Below are 22286 nucleotides of genomic sequence, written 5' to 3'. Positions count from 1 at the left end.
CGATGCATCTTGGGAAGTATGCCAGCAGTTTCCACCCGCGTCCCGGTAACGCTCCGAATTCATCCAGGATACGAGATCCGTGATCATATTCTGGACGATCGACGCCGTTTCAGGCGTGCGCGCCGACCGTCACGTCGCCCAGTGTGAGCGACGCCGTACCACCGAGGATCGCAGCCACGCGGTCCACCTCCGCGTCCAGCAGGGCGCGGCGGCGCCGGTTCAGCGGGGCGAGCGCCTCGACGGTGACCTGCACCCTCCGGCCGGACTTCTTCTGGTGCCAGACACCGGCCACGATGCCGTCGACGAGCAGCAGCGGGTAGTTGCCGGCCTGGCCGCGGGCGGTCGCGCGGGCGAACGCCGTGCCCGGGAAGAGCAGTTCGCGCGGGAAACTGCCGACGCCGTACGCGTCGAAGTACGGCAGCAGCCGGACTCCCTCGGCGCGGTCGTCGGGGAACTCGTCGTCACCGGGAGCCACCCAGGCGGCCTGACCGTCGAGCTCGACCTGCGGGAGGCCCTCGAAGTACGGCTTGACTCGCGTCGGAGCGACGCTGAGCCAACGGGCGAACTGCTGCGGGGTCGCGGGACCGTACGAGTAGAGGTACCGCTGCAGGAGCTCGGTCAGGGCCTGCTCGGCGGGCATCGGCTCGAACGGCCGGAGGCGATGCGGGTTCGCGTACGTCACCAGGCGGCCGCGCATCGGCCCGTGGCAGAGGACGCCGGCGTGCGCTGCCACGTAGACCGCCTGCCGCCAGCGGGCCCAGGCGCCCTGGAACGCCGGGATCGTCGGCTCCCGGGCCCACTCACCGGTCCGCCGGACGACCTCCTCGGTCAGCTCGTCGACGGTCAGGTCGTCGTGCGCCAGCGCCGCGCCGATGGCGACGACCACCTGATCGATCTCGTCCGGCGTCATCCGGATCGGCTCCGGCTGCGAACCGTTCGCCGGCAGCGCACCCAGCGCCCCGGTCCACATCGGCAGATCCTCGAGCGGCAACAGATGCACCGTCCCCCGCGGCCCGAACGTCTTCACCAGCCCTTCGTCCCGCTGCACCGACACCCGATCCGCCCCGTCCACGCGCAACGCCACGGAGGTCTCCCCCGCCGCCGCGATCTGCGCATGCGCCCCACACATCGCCCGCACAGCCTCCACCGCCGTACCGACCGGCGCCGCCAACCCATGCCGCCGCATCCGCCGCGCGACGACGGCTTCCCAGGAGATCTCCATGGCCACCACGCTAGAACGGAAAGCGGACAGCTTCTGTCCTCTTATAGCGGAAGACCTGCCGCGAGCCGCCCTCCGGCCCGTCCGGCGCAGGCTCGGCAGGCAGGAAGCCGAGGCGTTCGTAGAACACGCGTGCTCCGCCGGCCGCCGCTCCCGGATGGTCAGCGCCGAAGGTCACCACGTCGACGAGCTCGCCCTCGGCGAGCCCTTGGCCCGCCGTGAGCCGCTCGATCGCCGCGGCCATCAGCCGCCGGCCGACGCCGAGGCCCCGGGCCCGCTCGGAGATCACCAGCCAGTGCACGGCGTACCGCGGCGACGAGCCGCCGAACAACACTGCTCCTGCCGGCTGACCCTCGTCAGTCGCCACGAGCGCACGCTCGTCGGCGATGTGACTGTCGAGTGCGCGGTGGAAGCCTGGTTCGGCCACCATCGGGCCGAACCAGTGCTCGACCTCGCCGGCCAGTCCGAGGATTGTCGGCCTGTCGGCCTCGACCGCCGGTCTCACCTGCAGCACGGAATCACTGCCAGTGGGTGGCGACGAGGTTCCAGATGACGCCGGCGAGGGCGTCCTTGCTGCCGGAGGGGACCGGGAGGGCGTTGCCGGCGCGGTCGAGGATGACGGCCTCGTTGACGTCGCTGCCGAAGACCTTGCCGCCGGAGACGTCGTTGACGACCAGGAGGTCGCAGCCCTTGCGTTCGAGCTTGGCGCGGCCGAGCTCGAGGACCGAGTGGTCCGCGTCGCCGGTCTCCGCGGCGAAGCCGACGATCACCTGACCGGTGCGGGCCCGGTCGTGCGAGATCGTCTGCAGGATGTCCGGGTTCTGCACCAGGCTGACCGCGGGCACCGAGCCGTCGGCGGTCTTCTTGATCTTGTGCTCGGCGACGTCGGCCGGGCGGAAGTCGGCCGGCGCGGCCGCCATCACGATCGCGTCCGCGTCCCCGGCGCGCCCGGTGATCTCGTCGTACAGGTCGCGGGTGCTGGTGACCGGGACGACCTGGACGCCGGCCGGATCGGGCAGCTCGGAGTTCGCCGCGACGAGGGTGACCTTGGCGCCGCGGGCGGCGGCGATCCGGGCCAGCGCGTAACCCTGCTTGCCGGACGAGGAATTGCCGAGATACCGGACCGGGTCGAGGTGTTCGCGGGTCCCGCCGGCGCTGATCAGCACCTGCTTGCCGGTCAGGTCGGCCACCGACTGGCCCGCCGCGCGGGCGGCCTCGTCGGCGAGCATCAACTGGCTGATCGCGAAGATCTCCGACGGCTCCGGCAGCCGGCCGCGCCCGGTGTCGGCGCCGGTCAGCCGCCCGACCGCCGGGTCGAGGACCGTGATCCCGCGCGAACGCAGGGTCGCGACGTTCGCCTGGGTGGCCGGGTGCTCCCACATCTCGGTGTGCATCGCGGCCGCGAACAGGATCGGGCAGCGCGCCGTGAGCAGGGTGTTCGTGAGCAGGTCGTCGGCCAGCCCGTGGGCGGCCTTGGCGATCAGGTTCGCGGTCGCGGGCGCCACCACCACGAGCTCGGCGGCCTTGCCGATCCGGACGTGCGGGACCTCCTGCACGTCGTCGAACGGATCGGCGGTCACCGGCTGCCCGGACAGCGCCGCCCAGGTCGCCTCGCCGACGAACTCCAGCGCGGCCGCGGTCGGCACCACGCGCACGCTGTGCCCGGACTCGGTCAGCCTCCGGAGCAGGTCGCAGACCTTGTACGCCGCGATGCCGCCGCCGACCCCGAGCACCACGTTGGGCTTCATACGGGGTGAGTTACTCGGACTTCTCCGCGGCGGCGGCTTCCGCCTCGGCCTCGGGGTCGATGTCGGTGCAGGTCAGCACACCGTCGTTGATCTCGCGCATCGCGATCGACAGCGGCTTCTCCTGGACGTGCGTCTCGACCAGCGGCCCGACGTACTCCAGCAGGCCCTCGCCGAGCTGCGAGTAGTAGGCGTTGATCTGCCGCGCCCGCTTGGCCGAGTACAGCACGAGCTTGTACTTGGAGTCGGTGTGGGTGAGCAGGTCGTCGATCGGCGGGGAGGTGATGCCGATGGCGACGGGCTGGTTGCCAGACAAGTTCAGCTCTTTCCAGAGATGGAGGGTGATCGAATCAACTTTACCAACTGATCGGCGGCCTCCCGAACCGAGGCGTTGACGATCGTCACGTCGAACTCCTTCTCGGCGGCCAGCTCGACGGTCGCAGTCTCCAGCCGGCGCTCCCGCTCCTCCGGCGTCTCGGTGCCGCGGAACAGCAGCCGGCGGACCAGCTCGTCCCAGGTCGGCGGCGCGAGGAACACGAACTGCGCCTCCGGCATCGTCTCGCGGACCTGGCGCGCACCCTGCAGATCGATCTCCAGCAGGGCCGGGCGGCCGGCCGCGAGCTTGTCGAGCACCGGCTGCTTCGGGGTGCCGTAGCGGGCGGCCTTGTGCACCACGGCCCACTCCAGCAGCTCGCCGTCGGCGATCATCCGGTCGAACTCGGCGTCCGACACGAACAGGTAGTGCACGCCGTGCACCTCGCCCGGCCGGGGCTTGCGGGTGGTCGCGGAGACCGAGATCCAGATGTCCGGGAACCGTTCGCGGATGTCGGCCGCGACGGTGCCCTTCCCGACCGCGGTCGGTCCGGCCAGCACGGTCAGCCGTGCCGGGTCGGGAGCCGCCGCCGGCTCGTTCGAACTGTGTCCCGCGTGCGTGGTCATCGTCACACCAGTGTCCAACGAGCCGGTCGAGGTTTTGGTCTGGCTCACCCTGAAATCACTCGGCAATCACTCAGCGAATTCGCGCTCGAGCGCGGCGATCTGGTTCGAGCCGAGGCCGCGCACCCGCCGCGTCTCCGAGATCCCGGCGCGCTCCATGATCTGCTGGGCGCGGACCTTGCCGACGCCGGGGATGCACTGCAGCAGCTGGCTGACCCGCATCTTGCCGATCACGTCGTTCGTCTGCCCCTCGTGGAGCACCTCCGTCGGAGACGCTCCCGAGTGCCGGATCCGGTTCTTGATCTCGGCTCGTTCACGCCGCGCCGCCGCGGCCTTGTCCAGAGCCGCCGCACGCTGCTCCGGGGTCAAAGAAGGAAGTGGCACCGTTTCACCTGTCCCGTTGTATGGCTTCGCAAGGGAACCTAACACGGGTTCAGCCCGCGGTCTGGCCGTGGTGGAACAGAGTCGCCGGACAACGCGCGAATTAGAACGATCAGTTGATCAGTTCAGTGCCGGGAGGTCGACCTTGCAGCTGTCCTTCGCCTGGCTGGAGATGTTCTTGTACGCCGTCATGACGCCGCCGGTCTGCTTGCTGAGCTCGGCCAGCTTCACCGCGTCCGTACCGGCCTTCTGCGCCTTCTCGGCGAACGTGACGACGACGCCCCAGTCGTCCTTCACGTCCTGCGGCGCGGACTCCTGGAGCTTCTTCGCATCGTCCAGGATCTTCACGTAGTCGACCGGTTTCTGCGGATCGACGTCGACCGCCTTGGCGGCGTACTTGGCGAGATCGACGCAGTACGCCTGCTCGTCGGTGCAGGCGGTCAGCGCACCGGCACCGGCGGCCACGGTCGCGAGGATGGCGAGAGAACGCTTCATCGGGCTCACGCTACCGGGAGTGACCAAATCATCCGAAACGAATACGTTCCGGGCTGGTGGGACGGAACGGGCAGAGCCGTCCCACCAGGTCACGTCGGCCTGGGTCAGGACCGCGTCAGTTGCCGGCGCCCGGCAGGTCGATCTTGCAGGTGTCCTTCGCCTGCTTGGTGATCGCGTCCATGGCGGGCTTGATCTTGTCGCCGTCGGCCTTCGCCAGCTCCACGAGCTTGTTCGTGTCGCCCTTGGCGTCCTGCGCCTTCTCGGCGTAGTCGATGACGGTCTTCCAGTCGTCCTGCAGGTCCTTCGGCGCCGACTTCGACACCTTCTTCGCCTGGTCCAGCATCTTGCCGACGGCGTCGGAGTCCTTGATGTCCAGGTCCTTCGACGAGTCGACGTACCCCTTCAGGTCCGCGCAGTAGTCGCCACCCGAGCAGGCCGTCAGGGCGCCAACACTCATCGTCACAACGGCCGCGAGGGCTGCCAGCTTCCGCATCGTGTTCCTTCACTGTGTCGCGCGGGAAGTCCGTGGCTCCCCGTCCGCCGACACCTTTCCGAACGCCGGGGTCAACGCGAGCTCCGGCACGCCGTGAAGAACGTCGCACCCGGCGACTGGAACCGGGTTGTGATGTGGAGCGTCGCCGTCCTTCGAGTGGACTTCAGGTCTGGCGACGGTGATCGCGACCGCGTTCGCCGACACGATCACCAGGATCGCCGCCCAGTCGAGGATCGCGAGCCGCTGCCCCAGAACCACCAGCCCGACCAGGGCCGCGAGCACCGGGTTCACGCTCATGAACACGCCGAAGAACTGGGCCGGCACGCGCCGGAGCGTCAGCAGGTCGACGAGGAACGGCACGGCCGACGAGAGCAGACCGGCCACCAGCGCGTACGACACCGCGGCCGGCGTCGGCGGGTGCTGCAGCAGGACGACCACGCCGACCGGGACGTACGCGAGACCCGACAGCGCAGCCGCCGCGGCCGAACCTGTTGCGCCCGGCAACTCCCGGCCGACCTTGCGGTTGAGCAGGATGTAGAACGCCCAACACGTTGCCGCGAGCAAGCCCAGGCCGACGCCGAGGTAGTCCGTCGTCGCTTGCGGGCGGGTCAGCAGGACGACTGCGGGGGCGGCGACCGACGCACACACCAGATCCACCCTGCGCCGGGAGCCCAGCAACGCAACGGCGAGCGGTCCGAGGAACTCGAGCGTGACCGCGAGGCCCAGTCCAACCCGGTCGATGGCGGTGTACAGCGACAGGTTCATCACCGCGAAGACCATCGCCAGACCGACCACCGGGCGCCATTGGCGGCGGGTGATCGACCGGAGCCGCGGGCGGCCGACCGCGAGCAGCGCGATCGCCGCGACCCACTGCCGGATCGCCACCACGCCCGCCGGGCCGATCACCGGGAACGCCAGCGCCGCCACCGACGCACCCACCTGCGTCGACAGCCCGCTGCCGAGCATCATCACCACACCGGTCAACCGTTCGCGCCTCACGATCACCGAGCGTCCGCCGGACGCCGCCAATCGCAAAATGCATACGACCGCCGATCTATACGCTGGAGTCATGGATATCCGGCAGCTGCGGTGCCTGGTCGAGATCGTCGACTCGGGCACGTTCACCGATGCCGCGATCGAGCTGGGGATCTCACAGGCGGCGGTGTCGCGCAATCTGCTGGCCCTGGAGCGTGAGCTCGGCGTCCGCCTGCTGCATCGGACCAGCCGTTCGCTGACCCCGACCGCGGCCGGTGTCCGGGTGCTGGCCCGGGCGCGGCACATCCTCGCCGAGCTCGACGAGCTGGTGAGTGAGGCGACAAGCGGCCACACGCGACTGCGGGTCGGTCATGCGTGGTCGGCGTTCGGCAGCCGGACCCGCGAGTTCCAGCGCCGCTGGGCAGCCGAGCACCCCGGTGTCGAGCTGCAGTTGATCCGTACCAACACCGCGACCGGCGGTCTCGCCGAGGGGCTGTGCGATCTCGCGGTGGTCCGCAGCCACCTCGAGCTCGGCCGCTTCGCGCACGTCCTGCTCACCCGGGAACCCCGGTACTGCGCCCTGCCCGCCGACGACCCGCTGGCGCGCAAGCGGTCGCTGACGCTCGACCAGCTCCGGGACCGCACCATCGTCATCGACCGCCGGACCGGAAGCACCACGGCCGACCTGTGGCCGGACGACGCGCGGCCGAAGATCGAGCTCACCCAGGACGTGGACGACTGGCTCGCCGCGATCTCGTCGGGGCGCCGCGCCGGGCTCACGCCGCAGGCGACCACGACGCAGTACCGCCGCGACGGCGTCGTCTACCGGCCGGTGCGGGACGCGCCGCCGGTCGACGTCCACCTGATCTGGCATCGCGAGGACCCGCACCCGGCGACCCAGGCCGCCGTCGACCTGCTGACCGCGCTCTACCGCGAGTCGAGCAGCCCGAGAAGCTGACGGCGGTCGTTCGCCTTCCACAGCAGGTCGCGCACGCGGTCGATCCCGCCGACCGGCCAGCGGTCGAGCAACCGGAGCACCTCAGGATCCTTTATGCCGGCGGCCAGTGCGCCGATGTAGTCGCCCCACACGGTGTCGAACGGCCGGCCGAACAACCGCTCCATGCCGAACTTCAGCGGCTCGCTGATGCCGATCCGGTTGTGCAGCTCACCGGCAGCGCGATAGGCCGCCTGCAACGCCTCGTCACGCTGCTGCCAGGTCTCGGCCCGCCCGACCGCGCGCAGCAGCGGCGCCATCGCCGGACCGCAGGACAGCCGGCCGAACGCCGTGCCGAACCATTTGGAGTACGGCGCGTAGGTGCGCTCCATCAGGAAGCACAACCGCATCAGGTCCTCGACGAGCCGGGCGCCGATCAACGCCGACCCGAGCTCGTCCCCGACGTACCCGGAACGGCCGACGAGATTCATCTCGGGATGCACACGCCACCAGCCGGCGATCATCAGATAGCGCCAGACGTCGTCCGGGTAGTACGCGAGCCGATCGCGGACCGCCTCGAGACCGAGGTCGTCGTGGAACACGCCACCCGCGGCGTGCTGCCGCAGAATCGACTCGGGAAACGTCAGCCAGTCCCCCGGCGTCAATTCACCGTCGACGTCGAAACCGAACTGCTGCCGGAAGTATTCGCGCACGGTGTGTACTTCCACCCAGGTGGGTCGCCCCGCGAAGGTCTCGGGCACCTCCACCCGGAGTTCCACACCGTCCTCGACGAACAGGAGCACCCGTGCCTCGCAGTTGTGGTCCGTCGACATCTCGTCGTCGAACCCCAGAACCTCCGACCCGCGCCCCAGCAACGCCGCACTGTGCGGCACACCGACCAACGGCCGGACGACCTCGGAATAGAACCGCTCGCAGATCTCCAGACCGGACATGCGAAGAAAATCGCAGATTGCCGGGCACTCATTCAAGAGAAATCAGAAAATCCCGCGAAATTACTTCGCGGGATTTGCTGATTCAGACCTTATCAGTTTTACCGGCTGTTTGTCAGTAGCCGAGGACCGTCCGGTACGCCGCATTCGCCCGGTCGGCCGCGTCCTGCAGACCGGTCGCGCTCGGACCCGCGCCGAGGATCTCGCGGGAGCTGGACGGTACGACGTTGCGCACCGCCGGACCGAACACCTTCGCCAGGCCCTCGGCCGTGCCGCCCTGGGCGCCGAGGCCGGGGGCGAGCAGCGGGCCGTTGATGTCCAGGTTCTCCTCGGTCGAGCTGATGGTCGCCCCAACAACCGCGCCGAAGGAGCCCAGGCCCTCGACGCCGGCGTTCAGCTCGCGCAGCCCGTCGAGCACCGCACCGGCGACCGTCGGTCCGTCCGCGGTCCGGGCGGACTGGAACTGCGGGCCTTCCGGGTTCGAGGTCAGGGCGAGCACGAACAGTCCCGCCCCCGCCTCCCGCGCCTCGTCGATCGCCGGCTGCAGCGAGCCGAACCCGAGGTACGGGCTGACCGTCAGCGCGTCACAGGCCAGCGGTCCCTTCTCGGCCAGGTACGCCGCCGCGTAGCCCGCCATCGTCGTACCGATGTCACCGCGCTTGGCGTCGATGATCACCAGCGCCCCGGCCTCGCGGAGCCGGATCGTCGCCTGCTCGAGGACGGCGACCCCGGCCGACCCGAAACGCTCGAAGAACGCCGACTGCGGCTTGAACACCGCGACCCGGTCGGCGAGCGCGTCGACGACGCCGTACGTGAAGGACGCGAGCCCCTCCGCGGTGTCGGGCAGGCCCCAGGCGTCCAGGAGGTGCTGGTGCGGGTCGATGCCGACGCACAGCGGACCGCGGGCGTCCATGGCGGCGCGCAGCCGGGCGCCGAACGGCTTGTTACGCATGTCGCTCCCCAAGGGGTTGGTTGCTCATGGCAAGCTCCTGTTGATCCGGCGGATCAGGCCGGGACCTTTGTAGATCAGTCCGGAGTAGACCTGGACGAGGCTCGCGCCGGCGTCGAAGAGGCGGATCGCGTCCGACGGTTCGACGATCCCGCCGACGCCGATGACGGGCAGCGCTCCCCCGGTTTGGCTGTGGATGTGGGCCACCACCTTGGCCGACGTCTCCGCGAGCGGGCGGCCGGACAGACCGCCCGCCTCGCCGGCGAGCGGGTGGGTCTCGACGCCGGGGCGGCCGATGGTGGTGTTGGTGGCGATGATGCCGGCGACGCCGGTGTCGGTGCAGACCTGGAGCAGCTCGTCGATCGCCGACGTGGTCAGGTCCGGCGCGATCTTCACCAGGATCGGCTTCGGCTCGAGGCCCGCGACGGTCAGCTCCGCGGCTTCGGTGTGCAGCGCGGTCAGCAGTTCGCGGAGGTGGCCGGCATCCTGCAGCGAGCGCAGGCCGGGGGTGTTCGGCGACGACACGTTGACCGCGAAGTAGTCGCCGTACCGGTAGAGGCGGCGCAGGGAGGTCACGTAGTCCTCGACCGCCTCTTCCAGCGGCGTCACCTTCGACTTCCCGATCGAGATGCCCAGCGGGTAGCCCAGGTCGCCGTACGCCGCCAGCCGCGCGGCCAGTGCCTCGCTGCCGAGGTTGTTGAAGCCCATGCGGTTGATGACGGCTTCGTGCTCCACGAGGCGGAACAGCCGCGGTTTCTCGTTGCCGGGCTGCGGGTGCGCCGTGACCGTGCCGACCTCCACGAAGCCGAAGCCGATGGCCGGCCAGGCGCGCAGTGCGACCCCGTTCTTGTCCATCCCGGCGGCGAGCCCCACCGGTGAGGGGAAGCGGACGCCGAAGACCGTGCGCGGCGCGGGCGCGCCGTACAGCCGGGCTCCGGCGCGGGGAGCGCCGGGGATGCGGCCGAGCAGGCGGAGGGCGGCGAGCGTCTGCTCGTGCGCGACCTCCGCGTCGCCCTTGCCCAGCCGGTACAGGACCGGCCGGACAAGGCGCTCGTACATCGACCGGTCAGACACCGCGGATCCTCGGGACCCAGTCCTGCAGGGACCGGACGCCGATGTCGCCGGCGCGCTGCGCCTCGATGCCCTGGACCGCGGCCGCGAGGCCCTGGACCGTCGTGATGCACGGGATGTTGCGGGCGACGGCCGCGCTGCGGATCTCGTAGCCGTCCAGACGCGGCGAGCCGCCCTGGGTGATGCCGATCGGCGTGTTGACGATCAGGTTCAGCTCGCCGTCCTGGACCATCTGGACGATCGTCGGCTCACCGTTCGGGCCCGGGCCCTGGCTGCTCTTGCGGACCGTGACCGCCTCGACCCCGTTGCGGCGCAGGACGTCGGCCGTCCCCTCGGTCGCGTAGATCTGGAAGCCGAGATCCGCCAACCGCTTGACCGGGAAGATCATGTGCCGCTTGTCCCGGTTCGCGACCGAGACGAACACCTTGCCGGCACCGGGCAGCGGCTGCGAGGCCGCCGCCTGCGACTTCGCGAACGCCGTACCGAAAGTGTCGTCGACGCCCATCACCTCGCCGGTCGACTTCATCTCCGGCCCGAGCACCGTGTCGACCGACGAACCGTCGATGGTCCGGAACCGGTTGAACGGCATCACGGCCTCCTTGACCGCGATCGGCGTGGTCGGCGGCAGCGTGCCGCCGTCGCCGGCCGCCGGCAGCAGGCCCTCGGCGCGCAGCTCGGCGATCGTGGCGCCGAGCATCACCCGGGCGGCCGCCTTCGCCATCGGCGTCGCGGTCGCCTTCGACACGAACGGCACCGTCCGGGACGCCCGCGGGTTCGCCTCCAGCACGTACAGGACGTCGCCGGCGAGCGCGTACTGGACGTTCAGCAGGCCGCGGACGCCGACACCGCGGGCGATCGCCTCGGTGGACTTCCGGATGTTCTCGATGTCGGCGTTTCCGAGCGTGATCGGCGGCAGCGCGCACGACGAGTCGCCGGAGTGCACCCCGGCCTCCTCGATGTGCTCCATCACGCCGCCGAGGAACAGCTCGTCGCCGTCGAACAGCCCGTCGACGTCGATCTCCACCGCGTCGTCCAGGAACCGGTCGATCAGCACCGGGTGCTCGAAGGCCCCGTCGCCGCCGAGCCGCTCCAGCGCGGCGGTCAGCTCGGCCGAGCTGTAGACGATCTCCATGCCGCGACCGCCGAGCACGTACGACGGCCGGACGAGGACCGGGAACCCGATCTCCGCGGCAACCTGGTGCGCCTCCTCGGCCGACAGCGCCGTGCCGTGCTTCGGCGCCGGCAGCTTCGCGTCCGCGAGCACCTTGCCGAACGCGCCCCGCTCCTCGGCCAGGTGGATCGCCTCCGGCGACGTCCCGACGATCGGTACGCCGGCGTCCGCGAGCCGCTGCGCCAGCCCGAGCGGCGTCTGGCCGCCGAGCTGGACGATCACGCCCGCGACCGGTCCGGCCTGCAGCTCGGCGTACACGATCTCGAGCACGTCCTCGCAGGTGAGCGGCTCGAAGTACAGCCGGTCGGAGGTGTCGTAGTCGGTCGAGACCGTCTCCGGGTTGCAGTTCACCATCACCGTGCAGTACCCGGCCTCGCGCAGCGCCATCGACGCGTGCACGCAGGAGTAGTCGAACTCGATCCCCTGCCCGATCCGGTTCGGCCCGGAGCCCAGGATCAGGACGGCGGGCGTGTCGCGCGGCGCGACCTCGGTCTCCTCGTCGTACGACGAGTAGTGGTACGGCGTCTCGGCCTTGAACTCGGCCGCACAGGTGTCGACCGTCTTGTAGACCGGCCGGATCCCGAGCGCCTGCCGGACACCGCGGACCACGTCCTCGGTCAGCCCGCGGATCTCGGCCAGCTGCAGGTCGGAGAACCCGTGCCGCTTGGCCAGCTTGATCACGTCGGGCGTCAGCCGCGGCGCGGCCGCGACCTGCAGGGCGGTCTCGTGGATCAGGTACAGCTGGTCCACGAACCAGGGATCGATGCGCGTCGACTCGAAGATCTGCTCCGGCGTCGCCCCCGCCCGGATCGCGTCCATGACGATCCGGAGCCGGCCGTCCTGCGGCGTCTTGATGGCCTCGAGCAACGGCTCGAGCTCCGACGCGGGCTGCCCGGCCCAGGAGAACCGGGCCTCCGGCTTCTCCAGCGAGCGCAGCGCCTTCTGCAGCGCCTCGGTGTAGTTCCGGCCGATCGCCATCGCCTCGCCGACGCTCTTCATGTGCGTGGTCAGCGTCGCGTCAGCGGCCGGGAACTTCTCGAACGCGAACCGCGGCACCTTCACCACCACGTAGTCCAGCGTCGGCTCGAAGCTGGCCGGCGTCTGCCGGGTGATGTCGTTCGGGATCTCGTCCAGCGTGTAGCCGATCGCGACCTTCGCGGCGATCTTCGCGATCGGGAACCCGGTCGCCTTCGAGGCCAGCGCGGACGAGCGGGACACCCGCGGGTTCATCTCGATCACGATCAGCCGGCCGTCGGCCGGGTTCACCGCGAACTGGATGTTGCAGCCGCCGGTGTCGACCCCGACCTCGCGGATGATGCCGATGGCCAGGTCCCGCATCACCTGGTACTCGCGGTCGGTCAGCGTCATCGCCGGCGCGACCGTGACCGAGTCGCCGGTGTGCACGCCCATCGGGTCGACGTTCTCGATCGAGCAGATGATCACGACGTTGTCGGCCTTGTCGCGCATCACCTCCAGCTCGTACTCCTTCCAGCCGAGGATCGACTCCTCGATCAGGACCTCGGTCGTCGGCGACGCGTGCAGCCCGGCGCCGGCGATCCGCCGCAGGTCCGCCTCGTCGTAGGCCATCCCGGAGCCGACGCCGCCCATCGTGAACGACGGCCGGACGACCAGCGGGTACCCGAGCTCGCCGGCCGCACCCATCACGTCGTCGAGGGTGTGGCAAATCCGCGACCGGGCGACCTCGGCGCCGAGCTTCTCGACGATCTGCTTGAAGGACTCCCGGTTCTCACCGCGCTGGATCGCGTCGACGGACGCGCCGATCAGCTCGACGCCGTACTTGTCCAGGACGCCGTTGTCGTGCAGGGCGATCGCCGCGTTCAGCGCGGTCTGGCCGCCGAGGGTGGCGAGCAGCGCGTTCGGGCGCTCCTTCTCGATCACCTTCTCGACGTACTCCGGGGTGATCGGCTCGACGTAGGTGGCGTCGGCGAACTCCGGGTCGGTCATGATCGTGGCCGGGTTGGAGTTCACCAGGACGACCCGGAACCCCTCCTCCTTGAGCACCCGGCAGGCCTGGGTCCCGGAGTAGTCGAACTCGCAGGCCTGGCCGATCACGATCGGCCCGGATCCGATCACCAGGACCGAATCGATGTCTGTACGGCGCGGCATCAGTTCCGCCCTTCCATCAGCTCGACGAAGCGGTCGAACAGGTACGCCGAGTCGTGCGGGCCGGCCGCCGCCTCGGGGTGGTACTGGACCGAGAAGGCGAGCACGCGGCCGTCCTTGCCGGTGAGCTTCAGCCCTTCGACGACGTTGTCGTTGAGCGAGACGTGGGACACCTCGGCGGTCCCGTACGGCGTCTCGACCGTCTCCTCGATCGGCGCGTCGACCGCGAACCCGTGGTTCTGCGCGGTGATCTCGACCTTGCCGGTGGCCCGGTCGAGCACCGGCTGGTTGATGCCGCGGTGCCCGTACTTCAGCTTGAACGTGCCGAGCCCGAGCGCCCGCCCGAACACCTGGTTGCCGAAGCAGATGCCGAAGTACGGCTTGTTCTGCTCGAGCAGTTGCTTGAGCAGCGTGGTCGGGTGCTCGGTGGTCTCCGGGTCCCCCGGGCCGTTGCTCATGAAGATGCCGTCCGGGTTCACCGCGAGCACCTCCTCGAGGGTCGCGGTGGCCGGCAGCACGTGCACCTCGATGCCGCGCTCGGACATCCGCTTCGGCGTCATCGACTTGATGCCCAGGTCGAGCGCGACCACCGTGAAGCGCTTCTCCCCCTCGGCCGGCACGACGTACGGCTCGAACGTCGTCACCTCCGACGCGAGGTCCGCGCCGACCATCGGCGGCTGCTCGAGCACCTTGGCCAGCAGCTCGGCCGGGTCCAGGACCTCGGTGGAGATCCCGGCGCGCATCGCGCCGCGCTCCCGCAGGTGGCGGGTCAGCGCGCGGGTGTCGATCCCGGAGATCCCGACGATCCCCTGGCCCTTCAGCTGGTCGTCGAGCGAGCGCGTGGCGCGCCAGTTCGACGGGACCCGGGCCGGGTCGCGCACGACGTACCCGGCGACCCAGATCTTCTGCGACTCGTCGTCCTCGTCGTTGATCCCGGTGTTGCCGATGTGCGGCGCCGTCTGGGTGACGATCTGCCGGTGGTACGACGGGTCGGTCAGTGTCTCCTGGTACCCGGTCATCCCGGTGGTGAACACCGCCTCGCCGAAGGTGGATCCGGTCGCTCCGTACGACGTGCCGGCGAACGACCGGCCGTCTTCCAGGACCAGCAGTGCTGGCTGGCTCATGATGCTCCGATCAAGGTCGAGATGGATGCGGTCAGGGCGGCGGTGTCGGCCTTACGGCGCGGACGGAACCCGGTGTCGAGCTCACGTCCGTCGTGGGTCCAGGTGACCACGACCAGGCCGGACTTCTCCGCGGTCACCTTGCCGGCGATGCCACGGTCGGTCCGGACCCCGGTCAGCCGGTCCGCGGGGATGAAGACATCCGCCGCGCCCTGCCGGTGGAAGATCAGGCCGGCCTCACTGACGGCCAGGTCCGCGGTCGCGCGGACGCCCAGTTCGTGCACGGCGATCCGGTCCATCCAGTCGCCCGCGCTCGTCGTCGCGACGTACACACCTTCGACGCCGCGTGTCGCGTCCTCTGGTGCCGTGGGCAAGGGCGCCAGGTCGGCCTGCCGGGACTGGCGGTTCCGCCAGCCGCGGTACATACCGAAGTAGGCAGCCGCCAGCACCACCAGCGTGCCGAGAATGCCCAGGAAGGCCTTCACTCCGTTGAATTCCTTCCCCGCCCCACCGCCCCGGTCGTGAGCTCACCGTCCAGGACGGTCGGCGTACCCCGCAGGAACGTCGCCACCACCTTGCCGGGCAGCGTCATTCCCTCGAACGGCGTGTTCCGCGACAGCGACACCGATTCCTCGGGGACCACGGTCCGCTCGACGCGGGGGTCGTAGAGCACGATGTTCGCCGGTGCGCCGGCCTCCAGCGGACGGCCGTGGTCAGCCGCCTGACCGATCGCGGCCGGCGCGTAGCTCATCCGGTCGGCGACGTCGGCCCAGGTCAGCAGCTTGGTGTCGATCATCGCGTGCTGGACCACGGACAGCGCGGTCTCCAGGCCGGTCATCCCGAACGCGGCCGCGCTCCATTCGCAGTCCTTGTCCTCGACCGGGTGCGGCGCGTGGTCGGTGGCGACGATGTCGATCGTGCCGTCGGCCAGGCCCTCGCGGACGGCCTCGACGTCCTCCTTGGTGCGCAGCGGCGGGTTCACCTTGTACACCGGGTTGTAGGAGGCGGCCAGGTCCTCGGTCAGCAGCAGGTGGTGCGGCGTGACCTCGGCGGTCACCTCGAGGCCGCGGCGCTTGGCGGCCCGGACGATCTCCACCGAGCCCTTGGTGGACAGGTGGCAGATGTGCAGTTTCGACCCGACGTGCGCGTTCAGCAGGATGTCGCGGGCGATGATCGCCTCCTCGGCGACACTTGGCCAGCCGGTCAGGCCGAGGACGCCGGACAGCGCGCCCTCGTTCATCTGCGCGCCCTGGGTGAGCCGCGGCTCCTGCGCGTGCTGGGCGATCACGCCGTCGAACGCCTTCACGTACTCCAGCGCGCGGCGCATCAGCGCGGCGTCCCAGACGCAGTCGCCGTCGTCGGAGAACACCCGGACCCGGGCCGCGGAGTCCGCCATCGCGCCGAGCTCCGCGAGCTGCGTGCCCTTGCGGCCGACGGTGACCGCGCCGATCGGGTACACGTCGGCGTACCCGGCGTCGCGGCCGAGGCGCCAGACCTGCTCGACGACGCCGGCGGTGTCGGCGACCGGGTCGGTGTTGGCCATCGCGAACACCGCGGTGAAGCCGCCCTGTGCGGCCGCCCGAGTGCCGGTGAACACCGTCTCGGCGTCCTCCCGGCCGGGTTCGCGCAGGTGCGTGTGCAGGTCGACCAGCCCGGGCAGCGCGATCAGGCCCGCGGCGTCGATCGTGGTGACGTCCGCCGGCGCGTCCAGGCCGGTGCCGGTGGCAACGATCTCGCCGTTGTCGATCAGCAGGTCCGCCACCTCACCGCCAACGATGCTCGCGCCGGTGATCAGGTAAGCGGTCATGCCGTGGGCTCCTCGGTCTCGTTCGTTCCAGAAAGCAGCAGGTACAGGACGGCCATCCGGATCGCGACGCCGTTGGTGACCTGCTCGACGATCACCGAGCGGGTCGAGTCGGCGACCTCGGCGCTGATCTCCATCCCGCGGTTCATCGGGCCGGGGTGCAGCACGATCGCCTCGTCCGGCAGCTGCGCCATCCGGTTCCTGTCCAGGCCGTAGCGCCGGGTGTACTCCCGGGCGCTCGGGAAGAACGCGTCGTTCATCCGCTCCCGCTGCACCCGCAGCATCATCACCGCGTCGCTCTTCGGCAGCACCGAGTCGAAGTCGTACGACGTGACGCACGGCCAGGTGCTCATGTCGACCGGCAGCAGTGTCGGCGGGGCGACCACGGTGACGTCGGCGCCGAGCGTCGAGAGCAGCAGTACGTTCGACCGGGCGACCCGGGAGTGCAGGACGTCGCCGACGATCGTGATCCGGCGGCCGTCCAGCGCACCGAGGTGGCGGCGCATCGTGAACGCGTCGAGCAGCGCCTGGGTCGGGTGCTCGTGGGTGCCGTCGCCGGCGTTCACCACCGAGCCGGTCATCCAGCCCGACGTCGCCAGCAGGTGCGGCGCCCCGGACGAGCCGTGCCGGCAAACGACCCCGTCCGCGCCCATCGCCTGCAGCGTCAGCGCGGTGTCCTTGAGGCTCTCGCCCTTGCTCAGGCTCGACCCCTTCGCGGAGAAGTTGATGACGTCCGCGGACAGCCGCTTGGCGGCCGCCTCGAACGAGATCCGGGTCCGGGTGGAGTCCTCGAAGAACAGGTTCACCACGGTCCGCCCGCGCAGGGCGGGCAGCTTCTTGATCGGCCGGTCGGCGAGCGAGCGCATCTCCTCGGCGGTGTCGAGGATCAGCTGCGCCTCGTCGCGGCTCAGGTCGCCCGCGCTCAGCAGGTGCTTCATGCCTGTGCCCCCTTGTCCGCGATCAGGACCGCGTCTTCCCCGTCGAACTCGTCGAGATGAACGGTGACCCGCTCGACGAGCGAGGTCGGCAGGTTCTTGCCCACGTAGTCGGCGCGGATCGGCAGCTCGCGGTGGCCGCGGTCGACCAGGACGGCGAGCTGGACCGCGCGCGGGCGGCCGAGGTCGCCGAGCGCGTCGAGGGCCGCGCGGATGGTGCGGCCGGAGAACAGCACGTCGTCGACGAGCACCACGACCTTGCCGTCGATCCCGTCCGCCGGGATGTCGGTGTGCTCCAGGCCGCGCGGCGGTTTGAGGCCGATGTCGTCGCGGTACATCGTCACGTCGAGTGACCCTGTCGGTACGCTCTGCCCCTCGACGGCCTGGATCCTGGCCGAGACGCGCTGCGCCAGCGGGACGCCGCGGCGCGGGATGCCGAGCAGGACGACCGGGTCGGCGCCGCGGTTCCGCTCGAGGATTTCGTGGGCGATCCGGGTCAGTGCCCGGGAAATGTCGGAAGCGTCCAGGACCTCGCGACCGCTGCGTTTCGGCGGCTGCTCGGCCTGGTGCTGCTCTGCGCTCTGGGCAGGGCTCATCGCTACCGTTCCTCCTTTCCCGCCTCTCTGGACGGGTCTTTAAAGGACGTTCGGACCGCTTGACATGGTATCGGATGTGACACGCCGTCTTGACGCTGGCCCACACCCCAGAATATTGTTACTCTGTGTAACCGAGGGGGGTTCACCTTACCGGCCCGTTCCGGCGGGCCGGACATGACGAACTAGTCGGAGGGAAGAACCAGCGTGCCTAGCGAATACGCGAAGACACTGGGTGGCAAGTTGCGCGCCATCCGCCAGCAGCAAGGACTGTCGCTGCATGGCGTGGAAGAGAAGTCCAAGGGTCGCTGGAAGGCGGTCGTCGTCGGCTCGTACGAGCGCGGCGATCGAGCCGTCACGGTCCAGAAGCTCGCGGAGCTCGCCGATTTCTACGGCGTGCCGATCCGTGAACTGCTTCCTGGGTCCGCCAGCGCGGCCGCCGCGGCTGCCGCTCCTCCCCGGTTGATCCTCGACCTGGAGGCCCTGCAACACCTCGACGCGAGCGAGGCCGGTCCGCTGACGCGGTACGCGGCCACGATCCAGGCTCAGCGCGGGGACTACAACGGCAAGGTGCTGTCGATCCGTCAGGACGACATGCGGACGCTGGCGGTCATCTACGACGAGTCGCCGACGACGCTCACCGAACGCTTCATCTCCTGGGGTGTGCTGAACCCGGAGGCGAAGGGCGAGGTCGAGGAGTCGCCCGAGGCCGCCGGAGCCTGACGCCTGAACGAAGGCACCAGACGGTCGGGGCTTGTAGCAGCTGGCCCGCGGCCGCCCGCCTTCCTTCAGCTGACCGAACAGAGCAGCAACCGCAACAACCACGCGGCGGGTATCACCTCACCGGCCGCAGAACGGGGACGCAAACGGCGGCCCGGGACCGTACCGAGACGGTCACCGGGCCTGACAACTACAGAGGGCTCGCCCCCCTCGCTTCCGCTTGCTCAGACGCCCAATGTGGGCTTCAACTGCAGCAGTCTGGCCAGCAGTCCGTTGACGAACGTCGGGGACTCGTCGGTCGACAGATCCCGCGCCAGCGCGACCGCCTCGCTCACCGCGACCACGTCCGGCACCTGGTCGTCGTACAGGAGCTCGTAGGCGCCGATCCGCAGGATGTTCCGGTCGACGGCCGGCATCCGGTCCAGCGACCAGCCCACCGAATGGGTCTCGAGCAGCTCGTCGATCTGCTCGATGTGTTTCGCGACCCCCTCGACCAGCGCCACGGTGAACTCGTTCACCGGCGGGTCGTTGTCGGCCACCCGGTCGGCCAGGGTGCCGCCGACCGGCAACCCCCTGACCTCCGACTCGAACAGCACGTCGAGCGCGCGCTTGCGGGCCTTGCTCCGGGCAGACATCTTCTGTTGTCGCTTCCCTTGGTTAGTCAGCGATCAGGAGGTGACGCGGCCGAGGTAGTCCCCGGTCCGGGTGTCGACCTTGACCTTCTCGCCGGTGGTCAGGAAGAGCGGGACCTGGATCGTGTAGCCGGTCTCCAGCTTGGCCGGCTTGGTGCCGCCGGTCGACCGGTCGCCCTGCAGGCCGGGCTCGGTGTACTCGACCAGGAGCTCGACCGAGGCCGGAAGCTCGACGTACAGCGGGAGGTCGTCGTGCACCGCGACGATCGCGTCCTGGTTCTCCAGCAGGAAGTGGGAGGCGTCGCCGACCACGTCGGGCTGGATGTTGGTCTGCTCGTACGTCGACTTGTCCATGAAGACGTAGGACGAACCGTCGTTGTAGAGGTACGTCATGTCACGCTTGTCGACCGTGGCCACCTCGACCTTGACGTCGGCGTTGAAGGTCTTGTCCACCACCTTGCCGGACAGCACGTTCTTCAGCTTGGTCCGGACGACGGCGCCGCCCTTGCCCGGCTTGTGATGCTGGAACCACACGACGGACCACAGCTGCCCGTCCAGGTCGAGCACCATGCCGTTCTTGAGGTCGTTCGTCGTTGCCACGCGGGTATGCCCTTCGAAATCGATCAGCGGTAACACGTGATTGTAGCGGTCGCTTGCGGTTTCCTCCGATTCCGCGGACCCCGCTGGCCTTAGGCTGGTCGCCCAGACTGTCCACAGAGGCGCAGGAGGCCGGCGATGACGGGGTTCGTGATCTTCGTCGTGGTGATGATCGTGGTCAGTCTGATCTCCAAGGCGCGGCAGCAGGCCACCCGCGGCAACGGTCAGCCGAACGCGCGGATGCAGGCGCTGATCGAGCGGATCCAGGCGCAGCAGGCCGGCAGCCAGCCGGTGCAGATCCACGGCCAGTTCACCGAGGCCGCCGGCCCGGGCGGACCGCGTCCGGCGCCGAGCCCGACGTTCCCGGTGCAGGCCGGAAACCCGCAGGGCAGCCAGCAGGCTGCGGCCGCTCTGCAGCAGCTCATGCAAGGCGGTCGGCAGGCGCCTCGCCCTGGTGAATGGGCCACGCCCGCCCAGCCGCAGTACCCACTGCAATACAACCCTGCGCCGTACCAGCCGGGGCCCTACCAGCCGCCGGCGCACCGGCCGCAGCAGAACAACCTGCCGACGCCGAGGCAGGACCTCGACGCCAGGGTGCGCGAGTTGATGACCGCAGGCAACGAGGTCGGCGCGATCCGGTTGCTGAGCGACGAGCGCGAGCTGGGGATCCTGGAGGCGCAGAAGTACGCGCGCGACCTCGTCGCCCCGCCGACGGCTCCGCGGCCGAACGCGGACGTGCTCGACGAGCCCGACGAAGGCGAGGGCCGGTATGTCGGTTCGGCCGCCTTCGCGGAGTCGATCTTCAACCTCGACGACCGCGACGAGAACGTCTGGGCCAGCGGCTGGGTCGACAAGCCCGACCCCGACGACCGCTCCGACATCGACGAGCTCTGGCAGACCGTCAGCAACCCGCCGCGCCCGACTCCTCCCACTACGACTCAGTAACGCGGGACGCCGGTCAGTCGCGCCGGTCGCCGAGTGACTCCAGCAGTGCGCGCAGCAGGTCTGCCAGCTGCTCGCGCTCGGTCTGCGAGAGGCCCGCGAGCAAATGCGACTCGGTCTCGATGTGGGTCGGCAGCACCCTGTCGATCAGCTCGAGCCCTTCGGGCGTCAAGGTGACCAGGACGCCGCGGCGGTCGGTCTCGCTCGGCGCCCGGGTGACCAGGCCGCGGGACTCCAGCCGGTCCAGCCGCTGACTGATCGCGCCGGACGTGACCATCGACGAGTGCATCAGACCGGCCGGCGTCAGGCTGTGCTCGGCGTTGCTGCGCCGCAGGGTCGCGAGGACGTCGAACGACGCGCGGTCCAGGTCGTGTTTGGCGAAGTTCCGCCGCAGCTCGGCGTCGAACAGCGCGCCGAGCCGGCCCATCCGCCCGATGATGCCCATCGGCGACGGGTCCAGGTCGGGCCGGCGAGTGCGCCATTGCTCGAGGACCAGGTCGACGTGATCTGCCATGGGTCCAGCGTAGCGCCAGATTGCTTAGCGATGAGCGACTTGAAAGTTACTTAGCGCTGAGATACTTTATCTTAGTGCTAAGCAATCGACGACTCTTCCTACTCCTGACCACGGCGGTCGCACCGATGCTGTGGGGCACCACCTATGTGGTCACCACCGAGTTCCTGCCGCCGCATCGCCCGCTGCTGGCCGCGCTGCTGCGCGCGTTGCCGGCCGGCCTCCTGCTCGTCGCGATCACGCGGGTCCTGCCGCACGGCAGCTGGTGGTGGCGCTCGCTCGTCCTGGGCACGCTCAACATCGGCGCCTTCAACGCCCTGCTGTTCGTCGGCGCATACCGGCTGCCGGGCGGCGTGGCCGCGACGGTCGGTGCGATCCAGCCACTGCTGGTCGCGCTGCTGTCCGCGGGTCTGCTGCGGCAGCGCCTGTCTCTTCGCACCGTCCTCACTGCCATCGCCGGAGTGTTCGGGGTCGGCCTGTTGGTACTGCGTGCGACTGCACGACTCGACACCTGGGGCGTGCTCGCAGCTGCCGGCGGTGCGGTCGTCATGGCGTTCGGGGTCGTGCTCAGCAAGCGCTGGACGTCCCCCGCTCCCCTGCTGGCCACGACCGGATGGCAGCTGGTCGCCGGTGGGCTCGTGCTCCTGCCGGTGACGTTCTTGGTCGAGGGTGCGTTCCCCGCCTTCACACTGCGGAACCTCGCCGGCTACTCGTACCTGGCGCTGTTCGGCTCCGCGATCGCCTATGCCTTGTGGTTCCGCGGACTCCGCGAGCTCGTCCCGACCGAGGTCACGTTCCTCGGCCTGCTGAGCCCGGTAGTAGCCACCACCCTCGGCTGGCTGCTCCTGGCCCAGCACCTCACAACGCTGCAGGCCGTCGGCGGCTTCGTCGTACTGGCAGCGCTCGTCACCGCACAGGTCCGCCGTACGCCGAAGAAGCCGGTCGTCGAGACACGGGTACTCGTCCCGGCCGGGGAGGGGTGCTGAGA

General features: G+C 69.8%; 25 protein-coding genes. 4 read left to right on the top strand and 21 right to left on the bottom strand.

Features of this window, described 5'->3' with window-relative positions; genetic code table 11:
- Positions 1 to 109 precede the first annotated feature (109 nt).
- The 9 genes from AB0I12_RS02855 to AB0I12_RS02815 all read right to left on the bottom strand — a co-directional run bounded on the left by AB0I12_RS02855 (position 110) and on the right by AB0I12_RS02815 (position 6268).
- Entirely contained in the window at positions 110 to 1222 is a 1113-nt protein-coding gene (locus AB0I12_RS02855) for a winged helix DNA-binding domain-containing protein (RefSeq protein WP_359923615.1), read from the bottom strand.
- Positions 1223 to 1232: 10 nt separating this feature from the next.
- Positions 1233 to 1733 (bottom strand): GNAT family N-acetyltransferase, encoded by a 501-nt coding sequence (locus AB0I12_RS02850; protein ID WP_359923613.1) that lies wholly within the window; start codon positions 1731 to 1733, stop codon positions 1233 to 1235.
- Positions 1734 to 1737: 4 nt separating this feature from the next.
- Positions 1738 to 2967: a bifunctional phosphopantothenoylcysteine decarboxylase/phosphopantothenate--cysteine ligase CoaBC gene (coaBC, locus tag AB0I12_RS02845; protein ID WP_359923611.1), complete on the bottom strand. Its 1230-nt coding sequence runs from the start codon at positions 2965 to 2967 to the stop codon at positions 1738 to 1740.
- 10 nt (positions 2968 to 2977) lie between these two features.
- The gene (rpoZ, locus tag AB0I12_RS02840; protein ID WP_355478349.1) at positions 2978 to 3280 is read right to left on the bottom strand and encodes a DNA-directed RNA polymerase subunit omega; all 303 of its coding nucleotides are present in this window, start codon (positions 3278 to 3280) and stop codon (positions 2978 to 2980) included.
- Positions 3281 to 3282: 2 nt separating this feature from the next.
- Positions 3283 to 3903 (bottom strand): guanylate kinase, encoded by a 621-nt coding sequence (gene gmk, locus AB0I12_RS02835; protein WP_359923608.1) that lies wholly within the window; start codon positions 3901 to 3903, stop codon positions 3283 to 3285.
- A gap of 66 nt (positions 3904 to 3969) precedes the next feature.
- Positions 3970 to 4284, bottom strand: coding sequence for an integration host factor, actinobacterial type (gene mihF / locus AB0I12_RS02830; protein WP_132145957.1), 315 nt, complete (start codon positions 4282 to 4284; stop codon positions 3970 to 3972).
- 117 nt (positions 4285 to 4401) lie between these two features.
- Entirely contained in the window at positions 4402 to 4776 is a 375-nt protein-coding gene (locus AB0I12_RS02825; RefSeq protein ID WP_359923605.1) for a hypothetical protein, read from the bottom strand.
- Between the two features lie 115 nt (positions 4777 to 4891).
- A complete protein-coding gene (locus tag AB0I12_RS02820) occupies positions 4892 to 5269 on the bottom strand; it encodes a hypothetical protein (protein WP_359923602.1) in 378 nt (125 codons plus the stop codon).
- Between the two features lie 9 nt (positions 5270 to 5278).
- Positions 5279 to 6268 carry an EamA family transporter gene (locus AB0I12_RS02815; protein WP_359923599.1) on the bottom strand — a complete coding sequence of 330 codons (990 nt, stop codon included), beginning with the start codon at positions 6266 to 6268 and terminating at the stop codon, positions 5279 to 5281.
- Between the two features lie 70 nt (positions 6269 to 6338).
- Here AB0I12_RS02815 and AB0I12_RS02810 point away from each other — a divergent pair, with 70 nt between their 5' ends.
- Complete coding sequence (locus AB0I12_RS02810; RefSeq protein ID WP_359923596.1) at positions 6339 to 7202, top strand: LysR family transcriptional regulator; 864 nt, start codon at positions 6339 to 6341, stop codon at positions 7200 to 7202.
- On the opposite strand, the gene AB0I12_RS02805 is transcribed toward AB0I12_RS02810, so the two are convergent.
- From AB0I12_RS02805 to pyrR, 9 genes are all read right to left on the bottom strand, one after another.
- Positions 7172 to 8131, bottom strand: a complete 960-nt coding sequence (locus AB0I12_RS02805; protein WP_359923593.1) for a DUF4037 domain-containing protein — start codon at positions 8129 to 8131, stop codon at positions 7172 to 7174. The two genes, AB0I12_RS02810 and AB0I12_RS02805, sit on opposite strands and share 31 nt — an antisense overlap.
- 112 nt (positions 8132 to 8243) lie before the next feature.
- Positions 8244 to 9080: an orotidine-5'-phosphate decarboxylase gene (gene pyrF / locus AB0I12_RS02800; RefSeq protein ID WP_359923591.1), complete on the bottom strand. Its 837-nt coding sequence runs from the start codon at positions 9078 to 9080 to the stop codon at positions 8244 to 8246.
- 24 nt (positions 9081 to 9104) lie between these two features.
- Positions 9105 to 10151 (bottom strand): quinone-dependent dihydroorotate dehydrogenase, encoded by a 1047-nt coding sequence (locus tag AB0I12_RS02795; RefSeq protein WP_359923590.1) that lies wholly within the window; start codon positions 10149 to 10151, stop codon positions 9105 to 9107.
- A complete protein-coding gene (carB, locus tag AB0I12_RS02790) occupies positions 10144 to 13446 on the bottom strand; it encodes a carbamoyl-phosphate synthase large subunit (RefSeq protein ID WP_359923588.1) in 3303 nt (1100 codons plus the stop codon). The genes AB0I12_RS02795 and carB overlap by 8 nt, the downstream gene beginning before the upstream one ends.
- Complete coding sequence (carA, locus tag AB0I12_RS02785) at positions 13446 to 14567, bottom strand: glutamine-hydrolyzing carbamoyl-phosphate synthase small subunit (RefSeq protein WP_359923585.1); 1122 nt, start codon at positions 14565 to 14567, stop codon at positions 13446 to 13448. The genes carB and carA overlap by 1 nt, the downstream gene beginning before the upstream one ends.
- Positions 14564 to 15049: a hypothetical protein gene (locus AB0I12_RS02780; protein WP_359923583.1), complete on the bottom strand. Its 486-nt coding sequence runs from the start codon at positions 15047 to 15049 to the stop codon at positions 14564 to 14566. The genes carA and AB0I12_RS02780 overlap by 4 nt, the downstream gene beginning before the upstream one ends.
- Positions 15046 to 16371 (bottom strand): dihydroorotase, encoded by a 1326-nt coding sequence (locus AB0I12_RS02775; RefSeq protein ID WP_359923580.1) that lies wholly within the window; start codon positions 16369 to 16371, stop codon positions 15046 to 15048. Before AB0I12_RS02775 ends, AB0I12_RS02780 begins: the two co-directional genes overlap by 4 nt.
- The gene (locus tag AB0I12_RS02770; RefSeq protein WP_359923578.1) at positions 16368 to 17306 is read right to left on the bottom strand and encodes an aspartate carbamoyltransferase catalytic subunit; all 939 of its coding nucleotides are present in this window, start codon (positions 17304 to 17306) and stop codon (positions 16368 to 16370) included. Before AB0I12_RS02770 ends, AB0I12_RS02775 begins: the two co-directional genes overlap by 4 nt.
- Positions 17303 to 17899, bottom strand: a complete 597-nt coding sequence (gene pyrR, locus AB0I12_RS02765; protein ID WP_359923575.1) for a bifunctional pyr operon transcriptional regulator/uracil phosphoribosyltransferase PyrR — start codon at positions 17897 to 17899, stop codon at positions 17303 to 17305. The genes AB0I12_RS02770 and pyrR overlap by 4 nt, the downstream gene beginning before the upstream one ends.
- 204 nt (positions 17900 to 18103) lie before the next feature.
- On the opposite strand from pyrR, the gene AB0I12_RS02760 reads away from it, so the two are divergent.
- Positions 18104 to 18619 carry a transcriptional regulator gene (locus tag AB0I12_RS02760; protein WP_355478378.1) on the top strand — a complete coding sequence of 172 codons (516 nt, stop codon included), beginning with the start codon at positions 18104 to 18106 and terminating at the stop codon, positions 18617 to 18619.
- A gap of 221 nt (positions 18620 to 18840) precedes the next feature.
- Here AB0I12_RS02760 and nusB read toward each other — a convergent pair whose 3' ends face one another.
- Together nusB and efp are read right to left on the bottom strand one after the other, a co-directional pair.
- Complete coding sequence (gene nusB, locus AB0I12_RS02755; protein ID WP_355691682.1) at positions 18841 to 19251, bottom strand: transcription antitermination factor NusB; 411 nt, start codon at positions 19249 to 19251, stop codon at positions 18841 to 18843.
- Between the two features lie 33 nt (positions 19252 to 19284).
- The gene (gene efp / locus AB0I12_RS02750) at positions 19285 to 19818 is read right to left on the bottom strand and encodes an elongation factor P (RefSeq protein WP_359925118.1); all 534 of its coding nucleotides are present in this window, start codon (positions 19816 to 19818) and stop codon (positions 19285 to 19287) included.
- 165 nt (positions 19819 to 19983) lie between these two features.
- On the opposite strand from efp, the gene AB0I12_RS02745 reads away from it, so the two are divergent.
- Positions 19984 to 20790, top strand: coding sequence for a hypothetical protein (locus AB0I12_RS02745; protein ID WP_359923571.1), 807 nt, complete (start codon positions 19984 to 19986; stop codon positions 20788 to 20790).
- Between the two features lie 13 nt (positions 20791 to 20803).
- Here the strand turns inward: AB0I12_RS02745 and AB0I12_RS02740 are convergent, their stop codons facing one another.
- Positions 20804 to 21301: a MarR family transcriptional regulator gene (locus AB0I12_RS02740; RefSeq protein WP_359923568.1), complete on the bottom strand. Its 498-nt coding sequence runs from the start codon at positions 21299 to 21301 to the stop codon at positions 20804 to 20806.
- Positions 21302 to 21375: 74 nt separating this feature from the next.
- Between AB0I12_RS02740 and AB0I12_RS02735 the strand changes: the two genes are divergently transcribed.
- A complete protein-coding gene (locus AB0I12_RS02735; protein ID WP_359923566.1) occupies positions 21376 to 22284 on the top strand; it encodes an EamA family transporter in 909 nt (302 codons plus the stop codon).
- Positions 22285 to 22286: the final 2 nt, after the last annotated feature.

Origin of the sequence: Kribbella sp. NPDC050459 (assembly GCF_040655315.1) — a bacterium.
In the GTDB taxonomy this organism is placed as follows: domain Bacteria; phylum Actinomycetota; class Actinomycetes; order Propionibacteriales; family Kribbellaceae; genus Kribbella.
This window is presented reverse-complemented; position numbering and strand designations above follow the sequence as displayed.